The 22,442-nt window shown below is 74.2% G+C and carries 20 protein-coding genes, 2 tRNA genes and 1 other RNA gene; 12 read left to right on the top strand and 11 right to left on the bottom strand.

Annotated features, from left to right (window positions below):
• Window positions 1-167: 167 nt before the first annotated feature.
• The 5 genes from ABB07_RS20135 to ffs all read right to left on the bottom strand — a co-directional run bounded on the left by ABB07_RS20135 (window position 168) and on the right by ffs (window position 8,470).
• A complete protein-coding gene (locus ABB07_RS20135) occupies window positions 168-1,649 on the bottom strand; it encodes a N,N-dimethylformamidase beta subunit family domain-containing protein (protein WP_208900007.1) in 1,482 nt (493 codons plus the stop codon).
• A 285-nt stretch (window positions 1,650-1,934) separates the two neighbouring features.
• Window positions 1,935-4,145: a M48 family metalloprotease gene (locus ABB07_RS20130; protein ID WP_208900006.1), complete on the bottom strand. Its 2,211-nt coding sequence runs from the start codon at window positions 4,143-4,145 to the stop codon at window positions 1,935-1,937.
• A gap of 267 nt (window positions 4,146-4,412) precedes the next feature.
• Entirely contained in the window at window positions 4,413-5,675 is a 1,263-nt protein-coding gene (gene purD / locus ABB07_RS20125; RefSeq protein WP_208900005.1) for a phosphoribosylamine--glycine ligase, read from the bottom strand.
• A 164-nt stretch (window positions 5,676-5,839) separates the two neighbouring features.
• On the bottom strand, window positions 5,840-8,293 hold the full coding sequence (locus ABB07_RS20120; RefSeq protein WP_208900004.1) for a DNA polymerase III subunit gamma and tau: 2,454 nt from the start codon (window positions 8,291-8,293) through the stop codon (window positions 5,840-5,842).
• An 82-nt stretch (window positions 8,294-8,375) separates the two neighbouring features.
• Window positions 8,376-8,470: signal recognition particle sRNA small type (gene ffs / locus ABB07_RS20115), an RNA gene on the bottom strand.
• A 121-nt stretch (window positions 8,471-8,591) separates the two neighbouring features.
• On the opposite strand from ffs, the gene ABB07_RS20110 reads away from it, so the two are divergent.
• Both ABB07_RS20110 and ABB07_RS20105 read left to right on the top strand, forming a co-directional pair.
• Window positions 8,592-8,679, top strand: a tRNA-Ser gene (locus ABB07_RS20110).
• 504 nt (window positions 8,680-9,183) lie between these two features.
• A complete protein-coding gene (locus tag ABB07_RS20105; RefSeq protein WP_208900003.1) occupies window positions 9,184-10,449 on the top strand; it encodes a glycosyltransferase 87 family protein in 1,266 nt (421 codons plus the stop codon).
• Between the two features lie 111 nt (window positions 10,450-10,560).
• Here ABB07_RS20105 and ABB07_RS20100 read toward each other — a convergent pair whose 3' ends face one another.
• From ABB07_RS20100 to ABB07_RS20080, 5 genes are all read right to left on the bottom strand, one after another.
• Window positions 10,561-12,351, bottom strand: coding sequence for a copper resistance CopC/CopD family protein (locus ABB07_RS20100; protein ID WP_244189436.1), 1,791 nt, complete (start codon window positions 12,349-12,351; stop codon window positions 10,561-10,563).
• 70 nt (window positions 12,352-12,421) lie between these two features.
• Window positions 12,422-13,198 (bottom strand): SDR family NAD(P)-dependent oxidoreductase, encoded by a 777-nt coding sequence (locus tag ABB07_RS20095; RefSeq protein WP_208900002.1) that lies wholly within the window; start codon window positions 13,196-13,198, stop codon window positions 12,422-12,424.
• Complete coding sequence (locus tag ABB07_RS20090) at window positions 13,195-13,668, bottom strand: cupin domain-containing protein (RefSeq protein ID WP_208903535.1); 474 nt, start codon at window positions 13,666-13,668, stop codon at window positions 13,195-13,197. Before ABB07_RS20090 ends, ABB07_RS20095 begins: the two co-directional genes overlap by 4 nt.
• Window positions 13,669-13,670: 2 nt before the next feature.
• The gene (locus ABB07_RS20085; RefSeq protein WP_208900001.1) at window positions 13,671-14,267 is read right to left on the bottom strand and encodes a GNAT family N-acetyltransferase; all 597 of its coding nucleotides are present in this window, start codon (window positions 14,265-14,267) and stop codon (window positions 13,671-13,673) included.
• Window positions 14,264-16,477, bottom strand: coding sequence for a penicillin acylase family protein (locus tag ABB07_RS20080; RefSeq protein ID WP_208900000.1), 2,214 nt, complete (start codon window positions 16,475-16,477; stop codon window positions 14,264-14,266). Before ABB07_RS20080 ends, ABB07_RS20085 begins: the two co-directional genes overlap by 4 nt.
• A gap of 127 nt (window positions 16,478-16,604) precedes the next feature.
• Here ABB07_RS20080 and ABB07_RS20075 point away from each other — a divergent pair, with 127 nt between their 5' ends.
• From ABB07_RS20075 to ABB07_RS20055, 6 genes are all read left to right on the top strand, one after another.
• A complete protein-coding gene (locus ABB07_RS20075) occupies window positions 16,605-17,213 on the top strand; it encodes an HhH-GPD-type base excision DNA repair protein (RefSeq protein ID WP_208899999.1) in 609 nt (202 codons plus the stop codon).
• Window positions 17,214-17,301: 88 nt separating this feature from the next.
• Complete coding sequence (locus ABB07_RS20070) at window positions 17,302-17,970, top strand: HdeD family acid-resistance protein (RefSeq protein WP_208899998.1); 669 nt, start codon at window positions 17,302-17,304, stop codon at window positions 17,968-17,970.
• A gap of 95 nt (window positions 17,971-18,065) precedes the next feature.
• Window positions 18,066-18,386: a hypothetical protein gene (locus tag ABB07_RS20065; RefSeq protein WP_244189435.1), complete on the top strand. Its 321-nt coding sequence runs from the start codon at window positions 18,066-18,068 to the stop codon at window positions 18,384-18,386.
• A 63-nt stretch (window positions 18,387-18,449) separates the two neighbouring features.
• Window positions 18,450-18,578, top strand: a complete 129-nt coding sequence (locus tag ABB07_RS41555; RefSeq protein WP_279617395.1) for a hypothetical protein — start codon at window positions 18,450-18,452, stop codon at window positions 18,576-18,578.
• 215 nt (window positions 18,579-18,793) lie between these two features.
• Entirely contained in the window at window positions 18,794-19,090 is a 297-nt protein-coding gene (locus ABB07_RS20060) for a type II toxin-antitoxin system VapB family antitoxin (RefSeq protein WP_004943146.1), read from the top strand.
• Window positions 19,091-19,201: 111 nt separating this feature from the next.
• Window positions 19,202-19,834, top strand: coding sequence for a LytR C-terminal domain-containing protein (locus tag ABB07_RS20055; RefSeq protein ID WP_425264816.1), 633 nt, complete (start codon window positions 19,202-19,204; stop codon window positions 19,832-19,834).
• Between the two features lie 38 nt (window positions 19,835-19,872).
• Here the strand turns inward: ABB07_RS20055 and upp are convergent, their stop codons facing one another.
• A complete protein-coding gene (gene upp / locus ABB07_RS20050; RefSeq protein ID WP_208899997.1) occupies window positions 19,873-20,508 on the bottom strand; it encodes a uracil phosphoribosyltransferase in 636 nt (211 codons plus the stop codon).
• A 147-nt stretch (window positions 20,509-20,655) separates the two neighbouring features.
• Between upp and ABB07_RS20045 the strand changes: the two genes are divergently transcribed.
• The 4 genes from ABB07_RS20045 (at window position 20,656) to ABB07_RS20030 (ending at window position 22,393) form a co-directional block, all read left to right on the top strand.
• The gene (locus tag ABB07_RS20045) at window positions 20,656-20,889 is read left to right on the top strand and encodes a hypothetical protein (RefSeq protein WP_425264815.1); all 234 of its coding nucleotides are present in this window, start codon (window positions 20,656-20,658) and stop codon (window positions 20,887-20,889) included.
• Between the two features lie 349 nt (window positions 20,890-21,238).
• On the top strand, window positions 21,239-21,775 hold the full coding sequence (locus ABB07_RS20040; RefSeq protein ID WP_208903532.1) for a tRNA adenosine deaminase-associated protein: 537 nt from the start codon (window positions 21,239-21,241) through the stop codon (window positions 21,773-21,775).
• A 56-nt stretch (window positions 21,776-21,831) separates the two neighbouring features.
• Window positions 21,832-22,263 carry a tRNA adenosine(34) deaminase TadA gene (gene tadA, locus ABB07_RS20035; RefSeq protein WP_208899996.1) on the top strand — a complete coding sequence of 144 codons (432 nt, stop codon included), beginning with the start codon at window positions 21,832-21,834 and terminating at the stop codon, window positions 22,261-22,263.
• Between the two features lie 45 nt (window positions 22,264-22,308).
• A tRNA-Ser gene (locus tag ABB07_RS20030) sits at window positions 22,309-22,393 on the top strand.
• Window positions 22,394-22,442: the final 49 nt, after the last annotated feature.

Here is a 22,442-nt window from a genome sequence, read left to right as displayed (position 1 = left end):
CTCCCCGTGGTTCTGTCCAATGACCTCGATTCTCCCTTATGGGGACGATCGGATTCGGCCAGGGGGCGGTGGCGGGTGTCCGGTGGCGGCCGGCCGCGGTGTCCGGTGGCGGATGTGGCGGTGTCCGGTGCGGGCGGTGGCGGAGTCCCGGTGGCCGGGTGGCCGGGTCAGTCGCGTTTGCAGATGCGGTCCAGGAGGTTGGCCGTGGCGCGCTGGATGCGGGGGTCCACGTGGCCGGGGCGGTCCAGGGCCGGGGACCAGGCGAAGGTGCCGGAGGCGAACACCCAGGCGCCTGAAGGGGCGCGGTAGAGGGACGTCTCCTGGTGGCGCAGGACGCCGTCGTTGTCGGTGTACGGGGAGTGGGCGAGCAGGATGCGCTCCTCGTGCGCGGGCAGCGGGGTGCGCGGGAAGTACCGGTCGGCCTCGCCGGCGACCAGGCCCTCGATCTCGTCGCCCTCGTGCGCGCCGGTCGCGTCCCACAGCCAGTGGCCCGCGTTGCGGACCACCAGCGGATGCGGCTCGGGCACCCGGCCCGCGTACTGGATGCCGACCAGCTGCTGCTCGGGCCGGTCGATCTCCCGCCACAGCACCGGCTTCCCCGGCCCCTTGCGCTTGCGGCAGGTCAGCAGCCGGTCCGGCACGCCGGAGGGCGAAGGGCCGAGCTCCACCTGCCAGTACATGGTGTTGGCGGAGAGGAAGACCAGCGAGGTGCCCCGGTCGCGGGCGTCCTCCACGGCCCGGCGCATCGGCACCGACCAGTACTCGTCGTGCCCGGGGAAGACCAGGCCCCGGTAGCGGCCGGGGTCGACGCGGCCGGCGTGCAGATCGCGGGCGTCGGCGTAGGCGAGGTCGTAGCCGTAGCGCTCGGCCCAGCGGATGAAGTCGTAGGCGTGCCCGACGTGCAGGGGCAGGCCAGCCCCCGCGTACGGCCGGTCGAAGGAGACCGTGGTCGCCGCGTCCGCCTCGCCGAGCAGCCGGCCCTTGTCGTCCCAGGCGTGGTAGAGGCTGGCGCCGGTGCGGCCGTCCTCCGGGTAGAGGTTGTACGCCTGCCAGGTGATGTCCGGCAGCAGCAGGAGCAGGTCGGCGGGGTGGTCGTCGCGGACCGTGAACGGCACGTGGGAGCGGTAGCCGTCGGCGGTGGTGAGGACGGCCACATAGGCGCCGATGGGCCAGTGGGAGGGCACCTGGAGGCGCCAGGACAGCCACCAGTGGTGGCAGGAGACCGTGCGGTCGGCGGCCAGCGGCGGGGGCTGGACGATGCCGGACAGGCGCGGGCTGGTGGTGATCTTCGCGGCACCGTCGCCGCCGTAGTGGCCGATCCGGTAGATGTCGACGCCGAACTCCTGGGGCGGGTCGACGGTGATGTGGAAGTCGATCGCCTCGCCGGGCGTGACCGCGCCGGTCGCGGTGAAGCCCTTGATCTGGCGGTGCACGTCGTCGGCCGAGCGGGGTCCGGGCACGCGCGGGGCGGCGCCGACCGCTTTCAGCGGCTGCGGGCTCGGGTCGACGTACCAGGGCACGACATGACCGGTGTCGTCGAAGTAGGTCTCGCTGCCGCGCAGCCAGGGCACCGGGCCCTGACCGAAGGGGTCCGTGACGGCGTGCGCGAGCGCTCCGGACTCCCAGCGGCGGATGTGGTCCGAGGCCATGGTCCCTCCCCTCCCTGCCCCCGTGTCGTCCTGTCTCGGTGGTGCTCGCCGTGCTCGCTGTGCTCGGTGGTACGCGCGGTCCCCGGCGTGCTCGGCCGTGCTGTCGTATGTCGCACGCCCTTGCCAGGTGCGTGGTCGCTCCCAGCACATCACATAACGCACGGGCTCGGTCACTACTCGTTGCGAATTGACCTGAACTGGAAGACAGGGCTCCCGTTCCGGGCGGTGTTCCGGGTGGTCCTCGGCCGAGCCGTGCAGGACCCCTGGACGAGCCGTACAGGAGCTCTAGACGAGCCGTACGGGCTTTTCCGGGCGTATCCCGGTCGCGGCCAGCCAGTCGCGCAGCGGGCCCGGGTCCCCCTCCTCGATCAGGCTGAGCACCTTGGGGGTGAGGTCGGCGGCCCGCTCGCCGCCCAGCAGCAGGGAGGGGCCGTCCAGCCAGTCCAGGGCGGGGACCGCGCCGGCGGTGTCGACGGCCGCGCAGCAGACCATCGCCGTGACGTGATCGGTGAGCAGGTCGCGGGGCGTGCGGGGAGGCTGCAGCGGGAAGAGGGGCAGGCCGCCGTCGTCCCACAGGGCGCTCTCGGGGGTTCCGCCGGTGGCGGTCCCGGTGGCGGTCGCACCGGAGGTCGGCGCGCCGGCCTCTTCGCGGGCCAGCTCGGCGGTCAGGCCCGCGGCCAGGGCGGCGCTGCGTTCCGTGCCGGGGTCTTCCGGTGCCGGTTCCGCCTCGGCTTCGCGGGGTGCCTGCGGCGCTTCGGCGTGGGCGGCGTCCGCCTCGGCTTCGCGGGGTGCCTGCGGCGCTTCGGCGTGGGCGGCCTTCGCCTCGGCTTCGCGGGGTGCCTGCGGCGCTTCGGCGTGGGCGGCCTTCGCCTCGGCTTCGCGGGGTGCCTGCGGCGCTTCGGCGTGGGCGGCCTTCGCCTCGGCTTCGCGGGGTGCCTGCGGCGCTTCGGCGTGGGCGGCCTTCGCCTCGGCTTCGCCTTCGGCGTCCGGGTTCCCACCCGCACCACCCGTACTGCTTTCGTCGTCGGGTGCGGGTGGCCCCTGTGGGGCGTCCTCGCCGTCGGCGGCCTGCGGGGCGCGTTGGGCTGCGGGAACTTGCTCGCCGTCGGCGGTCGGCGGGGCGGTCGGTGGGGCGGGTGGGGCTGCGGGAACTTGCTCGCCGTCGGTGGGCTGCGGGTGGTGGTGCGGTGGCTTTGGTGCTGCTGGTCCTGGGGCGGGCTCCGTGAGGTGGTCCAGGATGCGGGCCAGGGTGGGGCCGCCGGGGTCGGGGGTCGTGGGGTCGAGGGAGGGGCGGACGCCCAGGGCGTCGAGGACGCGGTGGAGGCGGGCGGCGTCGGCGCGCCAGGTGCGGTCCACGACCTCCTCCGGGTACGCCTGCCAGTCCACCGGCGCCCAGTCCGGGCCGGACTCCGCGGGGCCGCCGTGGAAGAGGCGGGCGGCGAGGAGGGACGCGGCCTCGTCCACCGCGCCCGGCTCCTCCAGCAGGTCACAGGCGGGGCGCTCGCCGAGGCGGGAGGTGAAGCCCTCGGCCAGGCGGTCGCGCCGGGACAGCTCGGTGAGCGCCGCCACCACGCCCGCGTCCAGCCGCGAGGGCCAGCGGCCCATGCGCCAGGCGGGCAGCGCGACCCTGGTCAGCAGCCGGTCCCAGCCGGCGTAGGCGAGGCCCACCTGCTCCTGGGCGACGATCCGCAGGCCGTAGTCGACGGCCTGGGCCCGCTCGGCCGCCGCCGCGGCGACCCCGCGCTCCATCTGCGTCGCATGCTCCCGGCAGCTACGCAGCAGCAGCCGGGCCACCCAGCCGAGGGCCGCGCACACACCGCGCGCTGCCGGACAGCGGCCCGGTGTCGCGGCGACCGCGACCGCCGCGTCCAGGCCGCGCACGAAACGCCGGGCGGCGGCTATGTCCGGGTGCGCCGAAGGGCCCGTACCGGCGATGACCGGGGCGAGGACCGCGCGCAGCTCGCCGACCCGCATCCACCACAGGAACGGGGAGCCGATGACGAGCACCGGCGCGACGGGCGCGCGACGGCGGCCCGGGCCCGCCAGCTCGTCCTCGCCGGGCGCGGGGCGCGCGGGCGGGCCGTGGGCCGAGTGCGCGCGGTCCTCCAGCCAGCTGTCGCAGTCCGGCGTGAGCGCTATGGCCGAGGGAGCCGGCACGTCCAGCCGGTCCGCGAGGTCGCGCACCATCCGGTACAGATCCGGGGCGGACTCCTCCGGGATCGGCACCGTGGGGCTCATGGCGGGGCGGGCCCGGGCCACGACCAGGGCGATGCCGGCGGCGGCAAGCAGCACCAGCACGGCGAGCACGCCCACGATCCAGCGGGCCACGTCCCAGCCCCGGCCGACGAAGTGGCCGGTGGAGCCGCCGGTCAGCAGGATCACCGCGGCCGCCGCGGGCAGCAGGGCCACGGCCAGCGCCCGGCCCCGGACGCGCAGTACGGCGAGGGCCCGGGAGCGCGCGGCCTGCGCCCCCGCCTCCGCACCGATTCCGGTCACGTCCCGCCCTCACCCCCTCGCTGCCGATGGCGTGCTGTCCTGGTTGTGCTCACTCCCCCACTGTGGCACCCGCCACTGACATCGCAATGCCGGTGGGCCAAGTGCCGGAACGCTTGCGCGGCACCCTAGTTGGGGCCCCGGCCCCCGTCAGCCGTATGGCTGATTGCTCACTCGATGGAATGGCTTTGGTCAGAGGTGGGTGACAGAAAGCAAAGATCAGGCCCCGGATCAGGGATCCGGGGCCTGTGCCGTGTCAGCAAGGGAAGGTCAGGCGTTCGCCGCCTGCGCCGCCGCCTTCGCGGCGATGTCGGTGCGGTGCTGGGAGCCGTCCAGCCGGATCCGGCCCACCGCCCGGTACGCCCGCTCGCGCGCCTCGGTCAGGTCCTTGCCGGTGGCGGTGACGGACAGCACCCGCCCGCCCGCGCTGACGACGGCGTCGCCGTCCCGCTTGGTCCCGGCGTGCAGCACGTACGCGTGCGGGGCGTCCTCGGCGGCGACCTCGTCCAGACCGGTGATCGGGTCGCCGGTGCGCGGGGTGGCGGGGTAGTTGTGCGAGGCGACGACGACGGTGACGGCGGCGTCCTCGCTCCAGCGCAGGGGCGGCAGGTCGGCGAGGTTGCCGGTGGCGGCGGCCAGCAGGAGGCCGGCCAGCGGGGTCTGCAGCCGGGCCAGCACGACCTGGGTCTCGGGGTCGCCGAAGCGCGCGTTGAACTCGATCACCCGGACACCGCGGCTGGTGATCGCCAGGCCCGCGTAGAGCAGACCGGAGAAGGGGGTGCCACGGCGGCGCAGTTCGTCCACGGTCGGCTGCAGCACCGTCTGAAGCACCTCGTCGACCAGCTTCGGCTCCGCCCACGGCAGCGGCGAGTACGCGCCCATGCCGCCGGTGTTCGGGCCCTCGTCGCCGTCCAGGGCGCGCTTGAAGTCCTGGGCGGGCTGGAGCGGCAGGACCGTCTCCCCGTCGGTGATCGCGAAGAGGGACACCTCGGGGCCGTCGAGGAACTCCTCGATGACCACGCGCTCACAGGCGGCGGCGTGGGCCGTGGCGGCCTCGATGTCGTCGGTGACGACGACGCCCTTGCCGGCGGCCAGCCCGTCGTCCTTGACGACGTAGGGGGCGCCGAAGGCGTCCAGGGCCTCGGCCACCTCCTCGGCGGTCGTGCACACGTAGGAGCGGGCGGTCGGCACCCCGGCCGCCGCCATGACGTCCTTGGCGAAGGCCTTGGAGCCCTCCAGCCGGGCGGCCTGCCCGGACGGGCCGAACACCGGGATGCCGGCGGCGCGTACGGCGTCGGCCACACCGGCGACCAGCGGGGCCTCCGGGCCGACGACGACCAGTTCGGCGCCGAGGCCGGCGGCCAGCTCGGCGACCGCCTTGCCGTCGAGCGCGTCGACCGGGTGCAGCTCGGCGACCTCGGCGATGCCGGCGTTGCCGGGGGCGCAGTGCAGCGCGGTGACGTCGGGGTCGAGGGACAGGGAACGGCACAGGGCGTGTTCGCGGGCGCCGCTGCCGATGACGAGGACCTTCACGGGGCCAGCCTAATGGCAAGGTTGCCGAAGGTCGGGGGCCGGGTTTGTTGGGGTTTCCTCCAAAGGGGGTGCGGAAGGGCCCGGAACGGGCTGGTGAGAGCTGCGCGCTGGGACGCCCGTGAGCACCCCCTGCCCGTTACTCGTCGCCCGTTGCTCGTTGCTCGTTACTCGTTCGAGAACTCCTCCACCACCGTCGCCCCCAGCTCCCGCACGATCAGTTCGTGGCCGGAGAGGGCCGACTCGTCCAGGTCCGGGTCGTCGTCCTCGGGGATGTCGTCCTCGGGGGCGACCGGGGGCGGCTCGGGCGCGGCGGCGGGCTGCGGGGCGGGGGTGGCCGCGGCAGGCCGGGCTCCGGGGCCCGGCGACGGTGACCCGGGTGCCTGGGGGGCGGGCTGGGGAGCCGCGGGGCGGGCCGCGGCCGGGGCGCCGTAACCAGCGCCGCCCGCGGCGGGAGCGCCGTAGCCGCCTCCGCCGCCGTAGCCGGAGCCGCCAGTCGGCTGAGGCGCGGAACCGCCGCCGGACGGATCGACGACCGCCTCGATCTTCCACTGGACGTTGAACTGCTCGGCCAGCGCCGCCCGCAGGACGTCCTCGCTGCCGCTGCCGGCGAAGTTGTCCCGGGCACCGGCGTTGACGAAGCCGAGCTGGAGGGTGGTGCCGTCGAAGCCGGTGACCTGCGCGTTCTGGCTGAGCAGGATCCAGGTGAAGCGGCGGCGGTTCTTGACGGCTTCCAGGATGTTCGGCCAGAGCATGCGGGGGTCGAGCCCACCGGCGGGGGCGGCCGCGGGCGGTACCGGAGCCGCGGGGGGCGCCGGGGACGCCGGGGATGCCGGGGCCTGCTGCTGGCCCGGGGCACGGCCGGCGGTCTGCCCCTGGGGCGCGCCGCCCGCTGGTGCCGCTGCCGTGGGCCAGCCACCGGGGCGTCGGCCGCTTCCGGCGGTGGCGGCGGTGGGCCAGGCACCGGGTGCGTTGGTGGCCGGGGTGGAGGGGCCGGCCTGGGCGGAAGGACCGGCCTGGGCGGGGGTGCCGGTAGGCGGCACCTGGGCCTGGGTGGCGGCGGGCGCGAGGGCCGACGGGGTGGCCGGGGCGGCGGCTGCCGGAGCGGGCGCGGGAGTTGCCGGAGTGGCAGGGGCTGTGGGCGCGGGTCCGGCCGGAGCCGGACCACCGGCACTGGGACCGCCAACGCCCGCTCCACCCGCACCGGGGCCACCGGCGCCGGGACCGCCAACGCCCGCTCCACCCGCACCGGGGCCACCGGCGCCGGGACCACCGACGGCCCCGCCGGTGCCGGGGCCACCGGCACCCGGGCCGTTGGAGGCTCGTACGGCCGCGCGGGCCGCCGCCGGGCCGCCGCCGGGCGGTACGGAGGCGGTGGCAGGCGGCAGGGCGGCGCCGCCTCCATGGGCCTCGGGCCCGGGGACGTAACCCATCGCGGGCGCACCGGCGCCGCCCGAGAAGTGGACGCCGCGCTCGAGACGGTCGAGGCGGGCCATCACGGACCGCTCGTCTCCGTAGGCGGCCGGGAGCAGCACGCGCGCGCAGATCAGTTCCAGCTGGAGGCGGGGCGAGGTGGCACCGCGCATCTCCGTCAGGCCCGCGTTGACGAGGTCGGCGGCGCGGCTCAGCTCGGCGGCCCCGAAGGTGGCGGCCTGGGCCCGCATGCGCTCCAGGACGTCGGCCGGGGCGTCGAAGAGCCCCTTCTCCACGGCGTCCGGCACGGCGGCCAGGATCACCAGGTCACGCAGTCGCTCCAGCAGGTCGGCGACGAAGCGGCGCGGGTCGTTGCCGCCCTCGATGATGCGGTCGACGACCTCGAAGGCGGCGGCTCCGTCCCCGGTGGCGAAGGCCTCGACGACGGAGTCGAGAAGAGAGCCGTCGGTGTAGCCGAGGAGGGAGGTGGCCATGGCATACGTCACACCCTCCGCTCCCGCGCCGGCGAGGAGCTGGTCCATCACGGACATGGAGTCACGCACGGAACCGGCACCGGCGCGCACGACGAGGGGCAGCACGCCCTCCTCGACCGGGATGTCCTCCTTGCCGCACACCTCGGCGAGATAGTCCCGCAGGGTGCCGGGCGGCACGAGCCGGAAGGGGTAGTGATGGGTCCGGGACCGGATGGTGCCGATGACCTTCTCGGGCTCGGTGGTCGCGAAGATGAACTTCAGATGCTCGGGCGGCTCCTCGACGACCTTCAGCAGCGCGTTGAAGCCGGCCGACGTGACCATGTGGGCCTCGTCGATGATGTAGATCTTGTACCGGCTGCTCGCGGGTCCGAAGAACGCCTTCTCGCGCAGCTCACGGGCGTCGTCCACACCACCGTGAGAAGCCGCGTCGATCTCGATGACGTCGATCGAGCCGGGGCCGTTCCTGGCGAGGTCCCGGCACGACTGGCACTCGCCGCACGGCGTCGGAGTGGGACCTTGCTCACAGTTCAGACAGCGGGCGAGGATGCGCGCGCTGGTCGTCTTGCCGCAGCCCCGCGGACCACTGAACAGGTACGCGTGATTGACCCGGTTGTTCCGCAGCGCCTGCTGCAGCGGGTCGGTGACATGCTCCTGCCCGATGACCTCGGCAAAGGTCTCCGGGCGATAGCGGCGGTACAGCGCGAGAGACGACACGCATACGAGGTTATAGGCGCCCGCTGACAACCGGCCCCGCCGCAGAACCCGGCCCCGGACCACGGACGCCGCCCCCGGGAACGCAAGGGCCCCCCACGCACCCGCCAGAGCCGACCTACCCTTGCTGCCTTCCGGCCCTGGGGGAGTTCAGTCAGATAGCGCCGCGTGAGGGGCTGCGCCCCACAGTACCCGATCGCGGCCCGCGCTCCGAACCCGATCGCATCCCGCCGGCCGCCCCGATGTCGGCCTGCGGGAACGAGTTCGCGAGCACTCCCCTCGGTCATGTAATGTTTCCGGCGGAGGATTCGCCTAGAGGCCTAGGGCGCACGCTTGGAAAGCGTGTTGGGGGCAACCCCTCACGAGTTCGAATCTCGTATCCTCCGCCAGCTCAGAGGGCCGGACCGCGAAAGCGGTCCGGCCCTCTGGCGTTCGTCCGCCTCAGGGGCACTCTCGAGTGCGGGTACTACGGCGCCGACTTCCGCGGCCACCTCGAAGCCGTAATTCACGCACTGCCAAGGAAGAGCGCGCGTGAGCTACGCGATCCCAATCCTGGGTGGCGAGGGCAGCTCCCGCTGAGGGCCTGGTGACGAAGCGCACACTCGCGTGACCGCGGACGCCTCGCGCGAGGAGATCGCCAGGCGTTCGCCCCGTCCACAGCCTGTGCACACGCTCCCGAACTCGGGGTGCAGGGAACCCCGGGGCGGAACGGGTCATCTCTTATCGCGGCCGACCGTGCCGACCGGTTCCCCGGGCGGGCGGAGGCGTGTGGGAGGGCGGTCAGCCCGAAGCGGTGTACGACATGTACACATCAATTACAGTTGCGCCATGATCACCCCCCTCACTCCACCCGGCCTCCTCGGCGTGCTCGTACGGCGAAAGTCCGGTGCCTGATGGCCACCGCCGTTCGCGCGCAGGAGCCGGGCACCGGCACCACCGCCGCCGCCGAGTCGCCGCGCGTCGCGCGCCGGTGGGACTGGCCGGTGCTGGTGGTATGCGCCGTGTCCGCGCTCGTCGTGGGCCTGCTCTCGCCCGCCGACACCTCGCAGGAGGCCTGGGGACTGGCCGCCGCGGTGGGTTACGGCTGTGCCGCACTGGTCGCGGCGAGGTCGTCCGCACGGTGGGCGCCGGCTCCCGCCGTGGTCGCGGTCGCCGGCGCGATCGTCGTACCCCTGCTGTACCTGACGGTGATCAGCAAGGAGCAGATGGAGGTCGGTGTCGTGGAACGGGCGGCCGATCTGCTGTTCGCCTCCGGAAACCCGTACAACCCCGCGCCGCACGTGGTGCGGGACTTCAATCCCTATCTCCCCGGCATGGCGCTCTTCGGCATCCCGCACATGCTCTTCGGCGACGCTCCCTTCACCAGCGCCCGGTTGTGGTTCCTCGCCGGTTTCCTGGCGGCCGTGGCGGCCGCGATACGGGTGCTGGCAGGCGGCCGGGACGGGGGCGCCGGCCGGATCGGCACCCCGCGCGGAGTCACCGGCACCACGGGCGTGTGGTGGCTGTGCGCCTGTCCCGTCGTCGCCCTGCCGCTCACCATCGGTGGCGTGGACCCGCCGGTCATCGGGCTGATGTGCCTGGCCCTGGCCTTCACCCAGCGGGGCGACGCCGCACGGGCCGGACTGGCCCTGGGCGCGGCGGCCGCGCTGAAGTGGACCGCGTGGCCGGCCATCCCGGTGCTCGTCGCCGTACTGGCGGTGCGCGGCGGGCGGCGGGCCGCGGTCAGGTGCGCGGCGGGAGCCGTGGGCGTCGCCGTGCTCGCCGTGGTGCCGGTGGCCCTGGCGTTCAGCGACGCCTTCTACCGCAACGTCGTCCTCTACCCGTTCGGTCTCGGTCCCACGGCATCCTCCGCGCAGAGCCCCCTGCTGGGCCATCTGATCGCCGTGCTGGTTCCGCACGGCGACGCGGTCACCATGGCGCTCATCGCGCTGAGCGCCGCCGGTGTGGGCCTGTCGCTCCTGATCCGCCCGCCGTCGAGCGCCGTGGCCGGTGCCGACCGGCTGGCACTCGGTCTGATCCTGGCGATCGTGCTGTCCCCGGCCACCCGCATCGGCTACGCCATCTACCCGATCGTCCTGCTGACGTGGCCCCGCTTCACCGCCGCCCTGACCGCGGCGCGCGGCGCGGCGGATGGTGGCCGTGCTTCGACCGCGAGCTGACGGTCGCCTCCCTCGCCGAGAACGCGCAGGCCTCCGGACACGGCGTGCGCCCCGAACGGCCGGCCTTACTGGAAGAGTTGGTGCGTCGGTTCCTCGCCGCCCCCGCCCGGCCTACCGCGCCACCCGCACCGGAGCCGACACCGTCACCTGGTCCAGGTCCGACACCCGGACCGTCGCCTTCATCGTCCAGGTGCCCGGAAGGGGCAGGTCGAAGGAGTCGCTGGACCAGTAGCCGCCGCGGTCGGTGACGCGGGTGTCGAGGGGGCCCAGGCGCTGGGCGGGCAGGGTCAGGGTGATGCGGAGTTCGGGGACCGTGGACAGGCCGCCGTCGGGGCCGTAGACCACCGCCTGGACGGAGGTGCGGCCGACGCGGCCCGGGTCCAGGGTGATCTGGACCTTGCCGTGGCCGCCGGGGGTGCCGACGTCGAAGGGGATCGTGGTGACGGAGGCCATCGGGATGCCGGCCGACGGGGTCGCGCCCTCCGTGGCGTTCTCGGCCGCGCGGCCGGGCACCGTGCTCGTCAGCAGGGTCGTCAGCGCCAGCACCACCAGACCGGCGGCCGCCTCCGCCAGCACCGAGCGGCGCAGGATGTGGACGGGCGGGGGCGGAGCGGGGCGTTCCGGGGGCTGCGGAGCCTGCGCGGGCCGCGTGAGCGGGGGGAACGCGGGGACCGTGGCCGGTTCGGGGACGCGGGCGGTGACCGGCCGGGGTTCCCGGGCCGACCGGGTCGTCCAGGTGCGGGAGCAGGCCGCCGCCAGGAGCAGCACGGTGACCGCCGCGAGTTTGACCAGCAGGGTGCGGCCGTACGCCGTGTCCGAGAGCGCCTGCCAGGAGCCGAGGCCCCGCCAGGACTGGTAGAAGCCGGTGACGACCAGGACCGTCACCGAGGCGAAGGCGAGGCGGGAGAAGCGGGCCACGGTGGCCGGGGAGGTGCGCCGCAGGGTGCGCAGGAGGGCCGCCAGACCGCCCAGCCAGGCCCCCATGGCCAGCAGGTGGAGGGTGGCGGCGGCGATGGCCAGGGGCACCTGGATGCCCACCGAGGCGTGTTCGGCCGCCGTCCAGGTCAGGGCGAGGGGGAGACAGACGGCCCCGGCCACGGTGAGCGTCGTACGGCGCGGGAGCCTTCGGCGGCGGGCCCGCAGGAGCGCCACCCCGGCGCCGGCCCCGAGCATCAGCGCCAGCCGGGCGAGCAGGAGGGCGCCGGGGCGGGTCGTGGCCGTGTGGGTGAGGGAGTTCAGGGAGAGGGTGGGTGCGGTGCCCTCCTCGTAGGGGGTGCGCAGGAGGTACAGCGCGGCCGTCGTGGCGATGAGGGTCCAGGCAGCGGCCAGCACCGGGGTGCGCAGCGGGGCCGCCGTGGGCGGGCGGCAGTACGCCACGAACGCCGCCGTGCCGAGGAGGACGGCCAGGGAGAGGTAGGCGAGGTAGCGGGCGATGTTGTACAGGGCCGCGGTGACGGGGTTCTCCGTGTCGGCGGGCGCCGGGCTCACGGTCGTCGCGGTGCGGGTGCCGACCGAGAAGGTGACCGCGCCGGACACCGGGTGGCTGTCCGCGGACACCACCCGCCAGGCCACCGTGTAGGTGCCGTCGGCGAGCCTGGCGGGGAGGGAGACGCGGGCCGTGTCCGAGCGGCCGGGGGCGTGCTCGGCGGAACCCGTGCGCAGCCGGTGGTTGGCGGGGTCGTAGACGCGGAAGGAGTCGGTGAGCAGGCCCACCGACTCGGTGAAGGTGAGGGTGACGTGCCGGGGGGCCGTGCGCAGCAGGGTTCCGTCGGCGGGGTCGGTCGAGCGCAGGGCCGCGTGGGCGGACGCGGGGGCCGCGGCGGAGAGCAGGAGGAGGAAGAGCCCCGCGCAGAGCAGGGCCAGCCGTCCCGGCCATCGCCGGTGTCGGTCGCGCAGCAGCACTCGTGCCCTCCCTCGCCGCGGGTCCTCCGTATGAGTACGCGCGGACCGGCCGCCCTGCTCACTCACCTGCTCACCACGTCGGCCGGGCCGAGATGCCGCCGTCCACGGTCAGGTCGTGGCCGGTGATCCAGCGCGCGAGCGGCGAGGCCAGGAACACGCAGGCGTCGGCCACGTCCTCGGGGCGGCCGAGCCGGCCGGTGGGGACTGCGGCCAGCCAGCGGCGTACGCCCTCCGGCCAGGCCTCGGCCAGACCCTCCCGGTCGATCAGGCCGGGCGACACGGAGTTGACCCGGATGCCGTCGGGCCCGTACTCCAGGGCCGCCGCGCGGGCGTGCATAACCGCCGCCGCCTTGGCCGCGCCGTAGTGGGCGTGTCCGGGGGCGGGGTGGGCGGCCTCGATGGAGGCGATGTGGGTGATGGTGCCGCCGCCGTGGCCCCGCATATGGGCGGCGGCGGCCTGGGTGCAGGCGAAGACGCTGGTGAGGTCGGTGTCGACGACCGTCCGCCACTCGGCCGCGGTCATGCCGGGCAGGGGCTGGACGGGCTGCACCGCCGCGTTGTTGACGAGGGCGGTGAGCCGGCCGCCGGACCAGTCGGTGACCTCCCGGACCAGGCGCCGGCAGGCCTCCTCGTCCGTCAGGTCCGCCCGGAGTACGACGGCCTCGCCGCCCGACTCCCGGATCCGGGCCGCGACTTCGCCGACCGCGTCCACCGCCGTACGGCAGTGGACGGCCACCGCCGCGCCCTCCTCGGCGAAGCGCAGCGCGATGGCGCGGCCGATGCCGCCGCCCGCGCCGGTCACCAGGGCGGTCTGTCCGCCGAGCAGGTTCAGCGGGCCGCTGTTCATGGGCGGCACAGTCGCGCGATACGGGCGGCCTCGGACGGATAACGCGCCGTCAGGTCGGCCGCGTTCCCGTGTTCGTAGTCCGCGTAGGTGAATCCGGGCGCCATCGTGCAGCCGAAGAGCGTCCACGCGCCGCCCGCCGCCACCCGCGCGCCCATCCAGGTGCGGGCGGGCACGGTGAACTGCACATGCTGGCCGGTCAGCGGGGCGGGGCCGAGGACGGCGGTGCGGGTGGTGCCGTCGGGGGCGAGCAGCAGCAGCTCGAGCGCATCGCCGAGGTGGAAGTGCCAGATCTCGTCGGTGGGCAGGCGGTGCAGGGCGCAGAAGTCGTCCCCGGCGAGCAGGGCGACGATGGCGGAGCCCTCCGGCCGCCCGTCCGGACGCTTCGGCCCCTCCCAGGTCTGCCGGAACAGTCCCCCCTCGCGGGGGATGGGTTCGAGGCCGTAGTGCGCGATCAGATCGTCGGGCGTCATCGTCACCCGGGGAAGGCTACCTGCCGCTCCAGGAAGGCCAGTTGGGCGCGCTTCTCCGGAAGGTACACATCGGGGAGGTCCGCCTCGGGCAGGACGACCGCCGGGCCGCGCACGAAGCCCTGGCGCTCGAAGCGGGCGATCGCCCCGGTGTTGCGCACATCCGGGTCGACCACGAGCCGGCGCCGGTCCAGGGTCCGCAGCGCGTACGTCGTCAGCACGGTCAGCAGCGCCGAAGTCCAGCCGGGGCGCGGACCGCCGGGGCCGGCCGGGGCGAGGAGGACGTGGACGCCGAGGTCGCCGGGGCGGACGTCGTAGCACTCGCCGACCCGGTCCGCGGCCGGCTCGTACGTCTGGAACAGGGCCGCCGGTACGCCGTCCTTGGTGACGAGGTGGGCGTGGTGGGTGTCGAGGCCGGCCATGTGAGCGTAGATCCCGGCGACCTGGTCCCGGGTGAGGCCGCGCATGCCCCAGAAGACGGCGCGTTCCTCGCTCACCCAGCCGTGCACGACGTCCGCGTCGGAGGCCGGGTCGAGGGGGCGGATGCGGACGGTGCCGAAGCCGTCGACGTGCTCTTCGTGGAAGTGGCTGCGGTCGGTCATCGGATCTCCTCGGTGGGGTCGGGGGTGAGCAGGGTCCAGTCGGTGACGACGGGGACCAGTTCTCCCTTGAGCCACAGGGGGAGTTGGTCGTGGTGGTGGGGTGCGCCGGGGACACCGTCGGCGCCGAAGGGGACCACCCAGCGGCTGCCCGCCCGGTCGGCGAGGTCCCAGACGTAACGGGCGGCCGGGCCGCGGGCCGCGCGGTCGGTGAGCCCGGGGACGGCGGAGGTGCACAGCACACAGTCGTGGTCGCCCGCGAGTCCGGGTGCCATCTCCCCCTGTCCTTCCGGCTGTCCTTCCACCTGTCCTTCCACCTGCCCTTCCACCTGTTCTTCCGCCTGCCCTTCCGGCGCTCCTTCCGGGTACGGCAGTGCGCGCCAGGCGGCGAGGCGGTGGGTGCCGGACCAAGTGCCGGCCGGGGGTTCGGCGGCCACTTCCTCCAGGGCGGCGCGGATCGCGGTCGGGCGGTCGACGCCGTACAACTCCTCGGCGGACAGCAGGTGTTCGAGGGCGTAGCCGAGGCGCGGGACGAGGGCCAGCCAGGGGAGCAGGACTTCCGGGTAGGCCGGGGGCTCGGCGAGCGGGGCGAACACCGGGTGGGCGGCGAGCCTTCGTACGACCGCGCCGCGCAGCGCCGCGTAGGCGGCCGCGTCGGTGCTGTCGGCGTCCATGTGCCGGTTCCAGGCGAGCAGACGGTCGCGCAGGCGGGCCGCGGCGGGGGTGAGGCCGTCGAGCGCGGCGAGGTGGTCCAGGAGCGGGGCGGCGGAGGCGAGGTGGGTGTCGGTGTGGATCGCCGGCATGGCGTCGGCGGTCCAGGTGCGGCGCGCGTCGAGGAGGGCGCGGATGCGGTCGGCGCGGTGCGGTGGGGCGAACTCCACGCCGAGGGGCGCGGCGGGGCCGCGCTGGTTGGCCATCACCGCGATGCCGTCCTCGACGGGGGCGTACGGCGTCTCGTGCCAGCCCTGCCAGTCGTGGCCGGGCTGCCAGGCGGGGACCGGGTGGAGGCGGTTGGCCTGCGCGCGGACCGGGACGCGGCCGGCGACGCGGTGGAGGGTGCGGCCGTGGGTGTCGGCGGCCTGCACGACGTTGACGGGCTCGGCCCAGGCGTCCAGGGCGCGGTCGACGTCCCCCACTGTGCGGGCCCTGAGGAGGGGGAGGAGGGCGCTGAAGCCGAGGTCCGAGGTGACGCGGGGCGGGTGACGCAGGGCCAGGGCGGTGTTCTCACCCGGCTCCGGTGGGCTGTCCCCAGCTACGGAATCCGCGGAAGCGGTGATGCGCGCCGCCAGGCCCTCCGGCCCGCCGGCGATCACCGGTCCTCGCTCCGTCTCGATGATCTCGATCTCGACCGGCGGCTCTCCCGCGATCTGCACCGTCTCCGTGTGGCGGGCGGCCCGGTGCCAGTGGCCGTCGGGGCCGAGGGCCTGGACGCCCGCGCCGGTGCGGCGCAGGCGTTCGCGGTAGAGGTCCTGGTAGTCGGCCATGGCGTTGGTGATGGCCCAGGCGACCGCACCGGTGTGGCCGAAGTGCGCGATGCCGGGGACGCCGGGCACGGCCAGGCCGACGACGTCGAACTCGGGGCAGGAGAGGCGGATCTGCTGGTAGACGCCGGGGTCCTCGATGAAGCGGTGTGGGTCGCCGGCGATCAGGGCGTGCCCGGTGGCGGTCCGGGCGCCGGAGACCAGCCAGCCGTTGCTGCCCGCGGTACCGGGGCCGTCCGTGGCGAACAGGCCTACGGCGCCGGGACCGAGGTGCCGTATCGCCTGCTCGCGCCAGAGCTTGGCCGGGAAGCCGGCGAACAGCAGGTGGGTGGCGAGCCAGACGCCGAGCGGGGTCCAGGGCCGCCAGGGGGCCGGGCTGAGACCGGTGCGGGTGAATTCGGGCGCCCGGCGGGCCCCGGACGGCAGGCCCTCGTTGACTCCGTCGACGTACGCCCGGACCCAGTCGGCCGTTTCCGGGTCCCGGCGTTCCAGCGCGGCGAAGCAGCGGCGGGCCGTGTCGTCGAGGCGCGCCCGGCGGGCGAGGACGTCCCAGGAGAGGGCGCCGGCGCCGAGGAAGGCGGCCGAGGTGCCCTGGGAGCGGTGGCGTTCGGCCTCCAGCTGCCAGGCGCGGTCCAGCGCGGTGACCCGGCCCTGGGCGCGGGCCAGTTCGAGGGTGCTGGAGGCCCGTAGATGGGGGATGCCCCAGGCGTCGCGGTAGGTCTCGATGGTCACCCGGAACCCTCTTCTACTTTAGGTTAGCCTTGCCTAACCACTCTGGTGAGGGGATCGTACGCGAGAAGCGGAGGGCCGTCGGACCACCCCGGCTGCGCCGCGCGCGCCGCCGGGCCACCATCGACGCATGGACGTCACCCTGCACCTCGCCCAGGACCGCGACGCCGACGCGCTGCTCGGGCGGTCCCCGCTCGCCGCGCTCACCGGCATGCTGCTCGACCAGCAGGTCCCCATGGAGTGGGCGTTCAAGGGTCCCCGGACCATCGCCGACCGGCTCGGCGCCGGAGCGGCCGGAGACCTCGACGCGCACGACATCGCCGCGATGGACCCGGAGGCCTTCGCCGCGCTGCTCGCCGAGAAGCCGGCCGTGCACCGTTACCCGGGCTCGATGGCCAAGCGCATCCAGCAGCTGTGCCAGTACCTCGTCGAGCACTACGACGGGGACGCGGAGGCGGTCTGGCGGGACGTGCCGACCGGTACCGAGCTGCTGGAACGGCTCGAGGACCTGCCCGGCTTCGGCAAGCAGAAGGCCCAGATCTTCCTCGCGCTGCTCGGCAAGCAGCTCGGCGTCACGCCGAAGGGCTGGCGGGAGGCCGCGGGGGCGTACGGCGAGCGCGAGTCCTTCCGGTCCGTCGCCGACATCACCGGACCGGAGTCGCTGGCCAAGGTCCGGGCGCACAAGCAGGAGATGAAGGCGGCGGCGAAGGCGGCGAAGGGGGGCGGGAAGCAGGGGTGACCTCTGCGGGGTCGGTGCTCTGTGCCGGTGTCACCCGACCGGCCTCTTCCTGGTGGCCGCCCCACCCCCGCCGTTCACAGCATGAACCATGACCGAGGCACCCAGCAGTGGCCCGGAGTGGGGCCGTGAGTACGACGACCGGAATGTGCACGCGACCGCCCCGCCGGGCGAACGGCGGGAGCCCGAGCCGCCGTTCGAGGGGCCGCTGCACGCCCTGTCCCGGGCCGCCTGGCAGGTCGTCCTGGGCACCGGGATCGCCTCACTGATCCTCGGCGTCCTGGTGCTCGTGTGGCCCGGCGCCTCCCTGCTCGCCGCCGGCGTCCTGTTCGGCATCTACCTGGTGATCAGCGGCGTCTTCCAGCTGGTCGCCGCGTTCGGCACGCACCGGGCGACCTCGCTGCGGGTGCTGGCGTTCATCAGCGGCGCCCTGTCGATCCTGCTCGGCCTGTTCTGCTTCCGCGGGCCCATGCAGTCGATCCTGCTGCTCGCCCTGTGGATCGGCATCGGCTGGCTGATCCGCGGGATCACCCAGACCCTGGCCGCCCTGCACGACGCGCGGATGCCGGCCCGGGGCTGGCACATCTTCCTCGGGGTCGTCACCTTCATCGCCGGGATCGTGCTGATCGACTCGCCGTTCCGGTCGGTCGCCGTGCTGACCCTGGTCGCCGGCATCTGGCTGGTCGCGGTGGGCATCGGGGAGATCGTCACCGCGTTCGGCATCCGGGGCCGGGCCAAGGCGGTCCCCCGCACGGTGTGAGCGGCGTCAACCACGGCCCCCGTCCCCTACGCCGTGCGGGCGGATCCCGGGCCCGGCACGCAGCACTCCCCGCACGCGCCGGGGACACACCCGACGTGAGCGGGACCGGGAGCTTCCCCCGCAGCCGTACCTGGCTGCGGGTGCTCGTGCTGCTCCTCGCCCTGTGGGTGCCCGGCGCCCATGTGCAGGCCGAGGCGGCCCCGGCGCTGGGCGCGTCCGCCGGGACCTTCGACCACGACGTCCTCGACACCCTCCTGCGGCCCCCCGCCCAGGCGGTCCACCGGGCCGGCGCACCCGAGCGCCCCGCACCCCTCCCCGACCCGGCGCCCGCCCGGCCGGCGGCACGGCCCCGCTCCGGCACGCCCCGGGTGCCGTACGCCCTGCCCCTGCTCCGCACGGTGGTCCTGCGCTGCTGACTCCACCCGCGTCCCCGCGAAAGGCCGGTCCCAGGTCAGTCAGACGCAAGGAGCAGTACAGCCATGCCCATGGATCCCTACGCCGTCCTGCGCGCCCTGCTGCGCGCCGAGGCCCGGCGGGCGACGGCACCCGAGCCGGAACGCGAGAAGGAAGAACCGCAGCGGCCGCCAGAAGAGCGGGACGACCGCTGAACCGGGCCCGGCGGGGGCGGGCAACCGTCTCCGCCGGGCCGTGCCGAACACCGGACACCGCCGGTCCGCGGTCCGCAGCCGTGCTGGATGCGGTCCACAGCCGTGCCGGATACGGAGGGGGACATCCGTATATGACCCGTTTGCCGCATCTTTTCAAGCGCCGCACTCGGCCGCCATGGCTGCGCCCGGAAGGTCTTGACCGGTAGGCTTTCCGTGTGATCTTCAAGCGCATCGGAAACGGCCGGCCGTACCCCGACCACGGCCGGGAAAGCACCCGGCAGTGGGCGGACGTCGCGCCGCGCCCGGTCCGCCTCGATCAGCTCGTGACCACCAAGCAGCAGCTCGACCTGGAGACCCTGCTGGCGGAGGACTCGACGTTCTACGGCGACCTCTTCGCGCACGTCGTGAAGTGGCAGGGCGACCTCTACCTGGAGGACGGGCTGCACCGCGCGGTCCGCGCCGCCCTCCAGCAGCGCCAGGTGCTGCACGCGCGCGTGCTCGAACTCGACTGACCCGGCGCGACACGGCCCTTGACCCTTGACCCTTTCGGGTTCCGCTGAGCGGCATCGACTGATCATCTAATAGGCAGCGCCGCTCGGGCGCACTACGCTGCGCCCATGAGCATGCTCACTCCCCCTGGCATGGGCGGCCAGTACCGGATCACGGGGGACAAATACCCTCGGATGCGCCCGCCGCGCCGACGCGCCAGGCTCGTGGCCGCGGTGGTGGCGTCCGTCGCCGTGGTCGCCCTGATCGGCTGGGGCACCCTGCAGCTCATCGACGTCTTCACCGGCGGCGCCAAGAAGACCACGACGGCCGGCTCGAAGACCGGCTGCCACACCAGGGCCGATACGGCCGCACAGGTGAAGTCCCTGCCCAAGCCGGGCCAGATCACCGTCAACGTCTACAACGCCACCGCCCGCACCGGGCTGGCCAAGGCCACCGCCGACGAGCTGAAGAAGCGGGGCTTCCGGATCGGCAACGTGGGCAACGCGCCCGGGCAGTACGACAAGAAGGTGAAGACGGCCGGGATCCTCGTCGGCCCGGCCGCCGCGCAGAACACCTCACTGCCGGTGCTGGCGACCCAGCTGGCCGGCGCCGAACAGCGCACCGACACCCGCAAGGGCGCCGACCTCGACCTCATCCTCGGGGACGGCTTCAAGAGCCTGGCCGCGCCGACGGCCGCGGACCAGGCACTGACCAAGCTGACCGCACCCGCACCCGCACCGACGGCAACTACGAAGAAGGGCTGCTGAGAAGCGCCCCGCAAGGGGCGCCCCATGAGCCGCAGGAACTACTCAGCCGCCCCGTAAAGACGATCCCCCGCGTCCCCCAGCCCCGGCACGATGTACCCGTGCTCGTTGAGGTGGTCGTCCACGGCCGCCGTCACCACCGTCACCGGCGTCCCCGCCAGCTCCCGCTCCATGAGCTCGACGCCCTCGGGAGCGGCGAGCAGCACGACGGCGGTGACGTCGTCGGCGCCCCGCTTGATGAGCTCCTGGATCGCCGCGACCAGCGTGCCCCCCGTGGCCAGCATCGGGTCCAGGACGTACACCTGGCGGCCCGAGAGATCCTCCGGCATGCGCGAGGCGTAGGTGGAGGCCTGCAGCGTCTCCTCGTTGCGGATCATGCCCAGGAAGCCCACCTCGGCGGTCGGCAGCAGCCGCACCATGCCGTCCAGCATGCCGAGTCCGGCGCGCAGGATCGGCACGACCAGCGGGCGCGGGCGGGCGAGCTTGACGCCGGTCGTCCCGGCGACCGGCGTCTGGATGTCGACCGCCTCGGTGCGCACGTCCCGCGTGGCCTCGTAGGCGAGCAGGGTGACCAGCTCGTCGGCGAGCCGGCGGAAGGTCGCGGAGTCGGTGCGCTGGTCGCGCAGAGTGGTGAGCTTGTGGGCGACCAGGGGGTGGTCGACGACATGGAGACGCATGCCCCTAACGGTACCCGCGCCGCGGCCCCCACCCGTCCGGCGTACCCGCGACCCGGACCCCGTGCGGACCCGTGCGGCCCTGGCGTCGAAGCGGCCGTCCGAGGGAAAGTGGGAAGGACGGAACTGGGGTGGTGTGACGTGCCCGACCTGCCTGACCTTCCCGAGGACGCGCCCGGGAACGCCGAGGACACCCGGGGTACCGGCGAGCCCGCGATACGCGGTGGCGCCGTACCCGAGACGGACGCCGAGCGCCGGCGCCGGCGCGCCCAGTTCCTGCGTGACCTCGCCGAGGCCCGTGCGCTGCGCGCCCGGGTCCAGCCGCGGCGCGCCAAGGCCGCCCGGCTGCGGCACGTGCTGCGCATGCGGACGTTCCGCTGGTAGACCGACTGGTAGACCGACCGAGGGGAGCGACACTCCTGGGATTCCTCTGGTGGTTCCTTAGGGGCACGACACGGTAAGGAAGTTCTGAGGCGGTTCCGGAGCGAGGAAGATCCGCGCACACAGCGGCGTTTGCGAGGTGGGCGTGCGTGAGTCCCCGGAAAAGCCGCGTACGATCCGCAGGTGGCGGCAACGAACGCGTAAGACACAGGGAGCCGAAGACGTCCCCTGACAGCCATGTTTCTGCCACGATTCCGAGTGGGCGGGGCTCGGAGCCCAAGCCGCCTCCGCCCAAGTACCTCCGCCGGGGGGACCCCCAACCGGCACGCCTATGACCAGTGGGAGAGTCACGGTGTACTTCGCCGCACTGCTCGCGCGCACCGAAGACGGGTGGGAAGCGAGCGACACAGAGCTCGACGATGTGGAGACCCTGTCGGATCTTGCCGACCTGGCCCGGGAAGCCTCTCCCGACGAGGACACGGTGCTCGTGCTGATCGAGCAGGAGGACGCGTGGTTCGGCGTCGTCCGCGTGGACGGCGAGGACGACCCTCGCATCTACGTCTCGGACGCGGCCGCCGCCCAGCGCAGCGCGTACGGCGAGCTGCTGCTCACCGACGAGCTGCTCGGCCGGGAGCCGGGTGCCGACGACGGCCCCGACCTGGACTCCCTGGACCTCGACGGCACGGAGGACGGCGAGTCCGAGTCCGACGAGGACGACGCGGAGGGCGCCGCCGCCGACGCCGTCCCGCACAGCCCGGTGGGCGACAGCCAGATCCTCGACGACCTGGGCATCAGCGAGAAGGAGCTGCGCTCGCTGGACGCCGACGACGCGCTGGGCACCATCGCCGAGGCGCTGGGCGCCTCGGAGGTGCTGGAGACCGTCCGCTGACCGTCCACAACCCGGCCGCCGCCCCCGACCCGGTACGCGACCGCTGGCGGGCCGCGATGCGGCTCGCCCTGGCCGAGGCCGGGCGGGCGGTCCAGGGCGGGGACGTCCCCGTCGGCGCCGTCGTGCTGTCCCCGGACGGTACGACGGTGCTCGCCGTCGGGCACAACGAGCGCGAGGCCACGGGCGATCCCACGGCCCACGCGGAGGTCCTCGCGATCCGGCGGGCCGCCGCCCTGCTCGGGGAGTGGCGGCTGGCCGGCTGCACGCTCGTGGTCACCCTGGAACCGTGCACCATGTGCGCGGGCGCGATCGTCCAGTCCCGCGTCGACCGGGTCGTCTACGGCGCCCGGGACGAGAAGGCGGGCGCGGCGGGCTCGCTGTGGGACGTGATCCGCGACCGGCGGCTCAATCACCGCCCGGAGGTCGTCGAGGGCGTTCTCGCGGCGGAATGCGCGCGCCTCCTCACCGAGTTTTTCCGGGACCGGTGAATACCGATTTCTGAGCACGCCCCGGTGTGCTGTAAGGTCTCCCTCGGTAGCGTGTCCGAGCGGCCGAAGGAGCTCGCCTCGAAAGCGAGTGTGGCGCAAGTCACCGAGGGTTCAAATCCCTCCGCTACCGCTCGAAGAAGGGCCTCGTCGCAAGACGGGGCCCTTCGCGCGTCTGCGGA

The sequence above is a fragment of the Streptomyces incarnatus genome, from assembly GCF_001027185.1.
Taxonomy (GTDB): domain Bacteria; phylum Actinomycetota; class Actinomycetes; order Streptomycetales; family Streptomycetaceae; genus Streptomyces; species Streptomyces puniciscabiei.
Note: the sequence above shows the minus strand (reverse complement) of the source record. Positions and strands in the feature narration are given on the sequence as shown.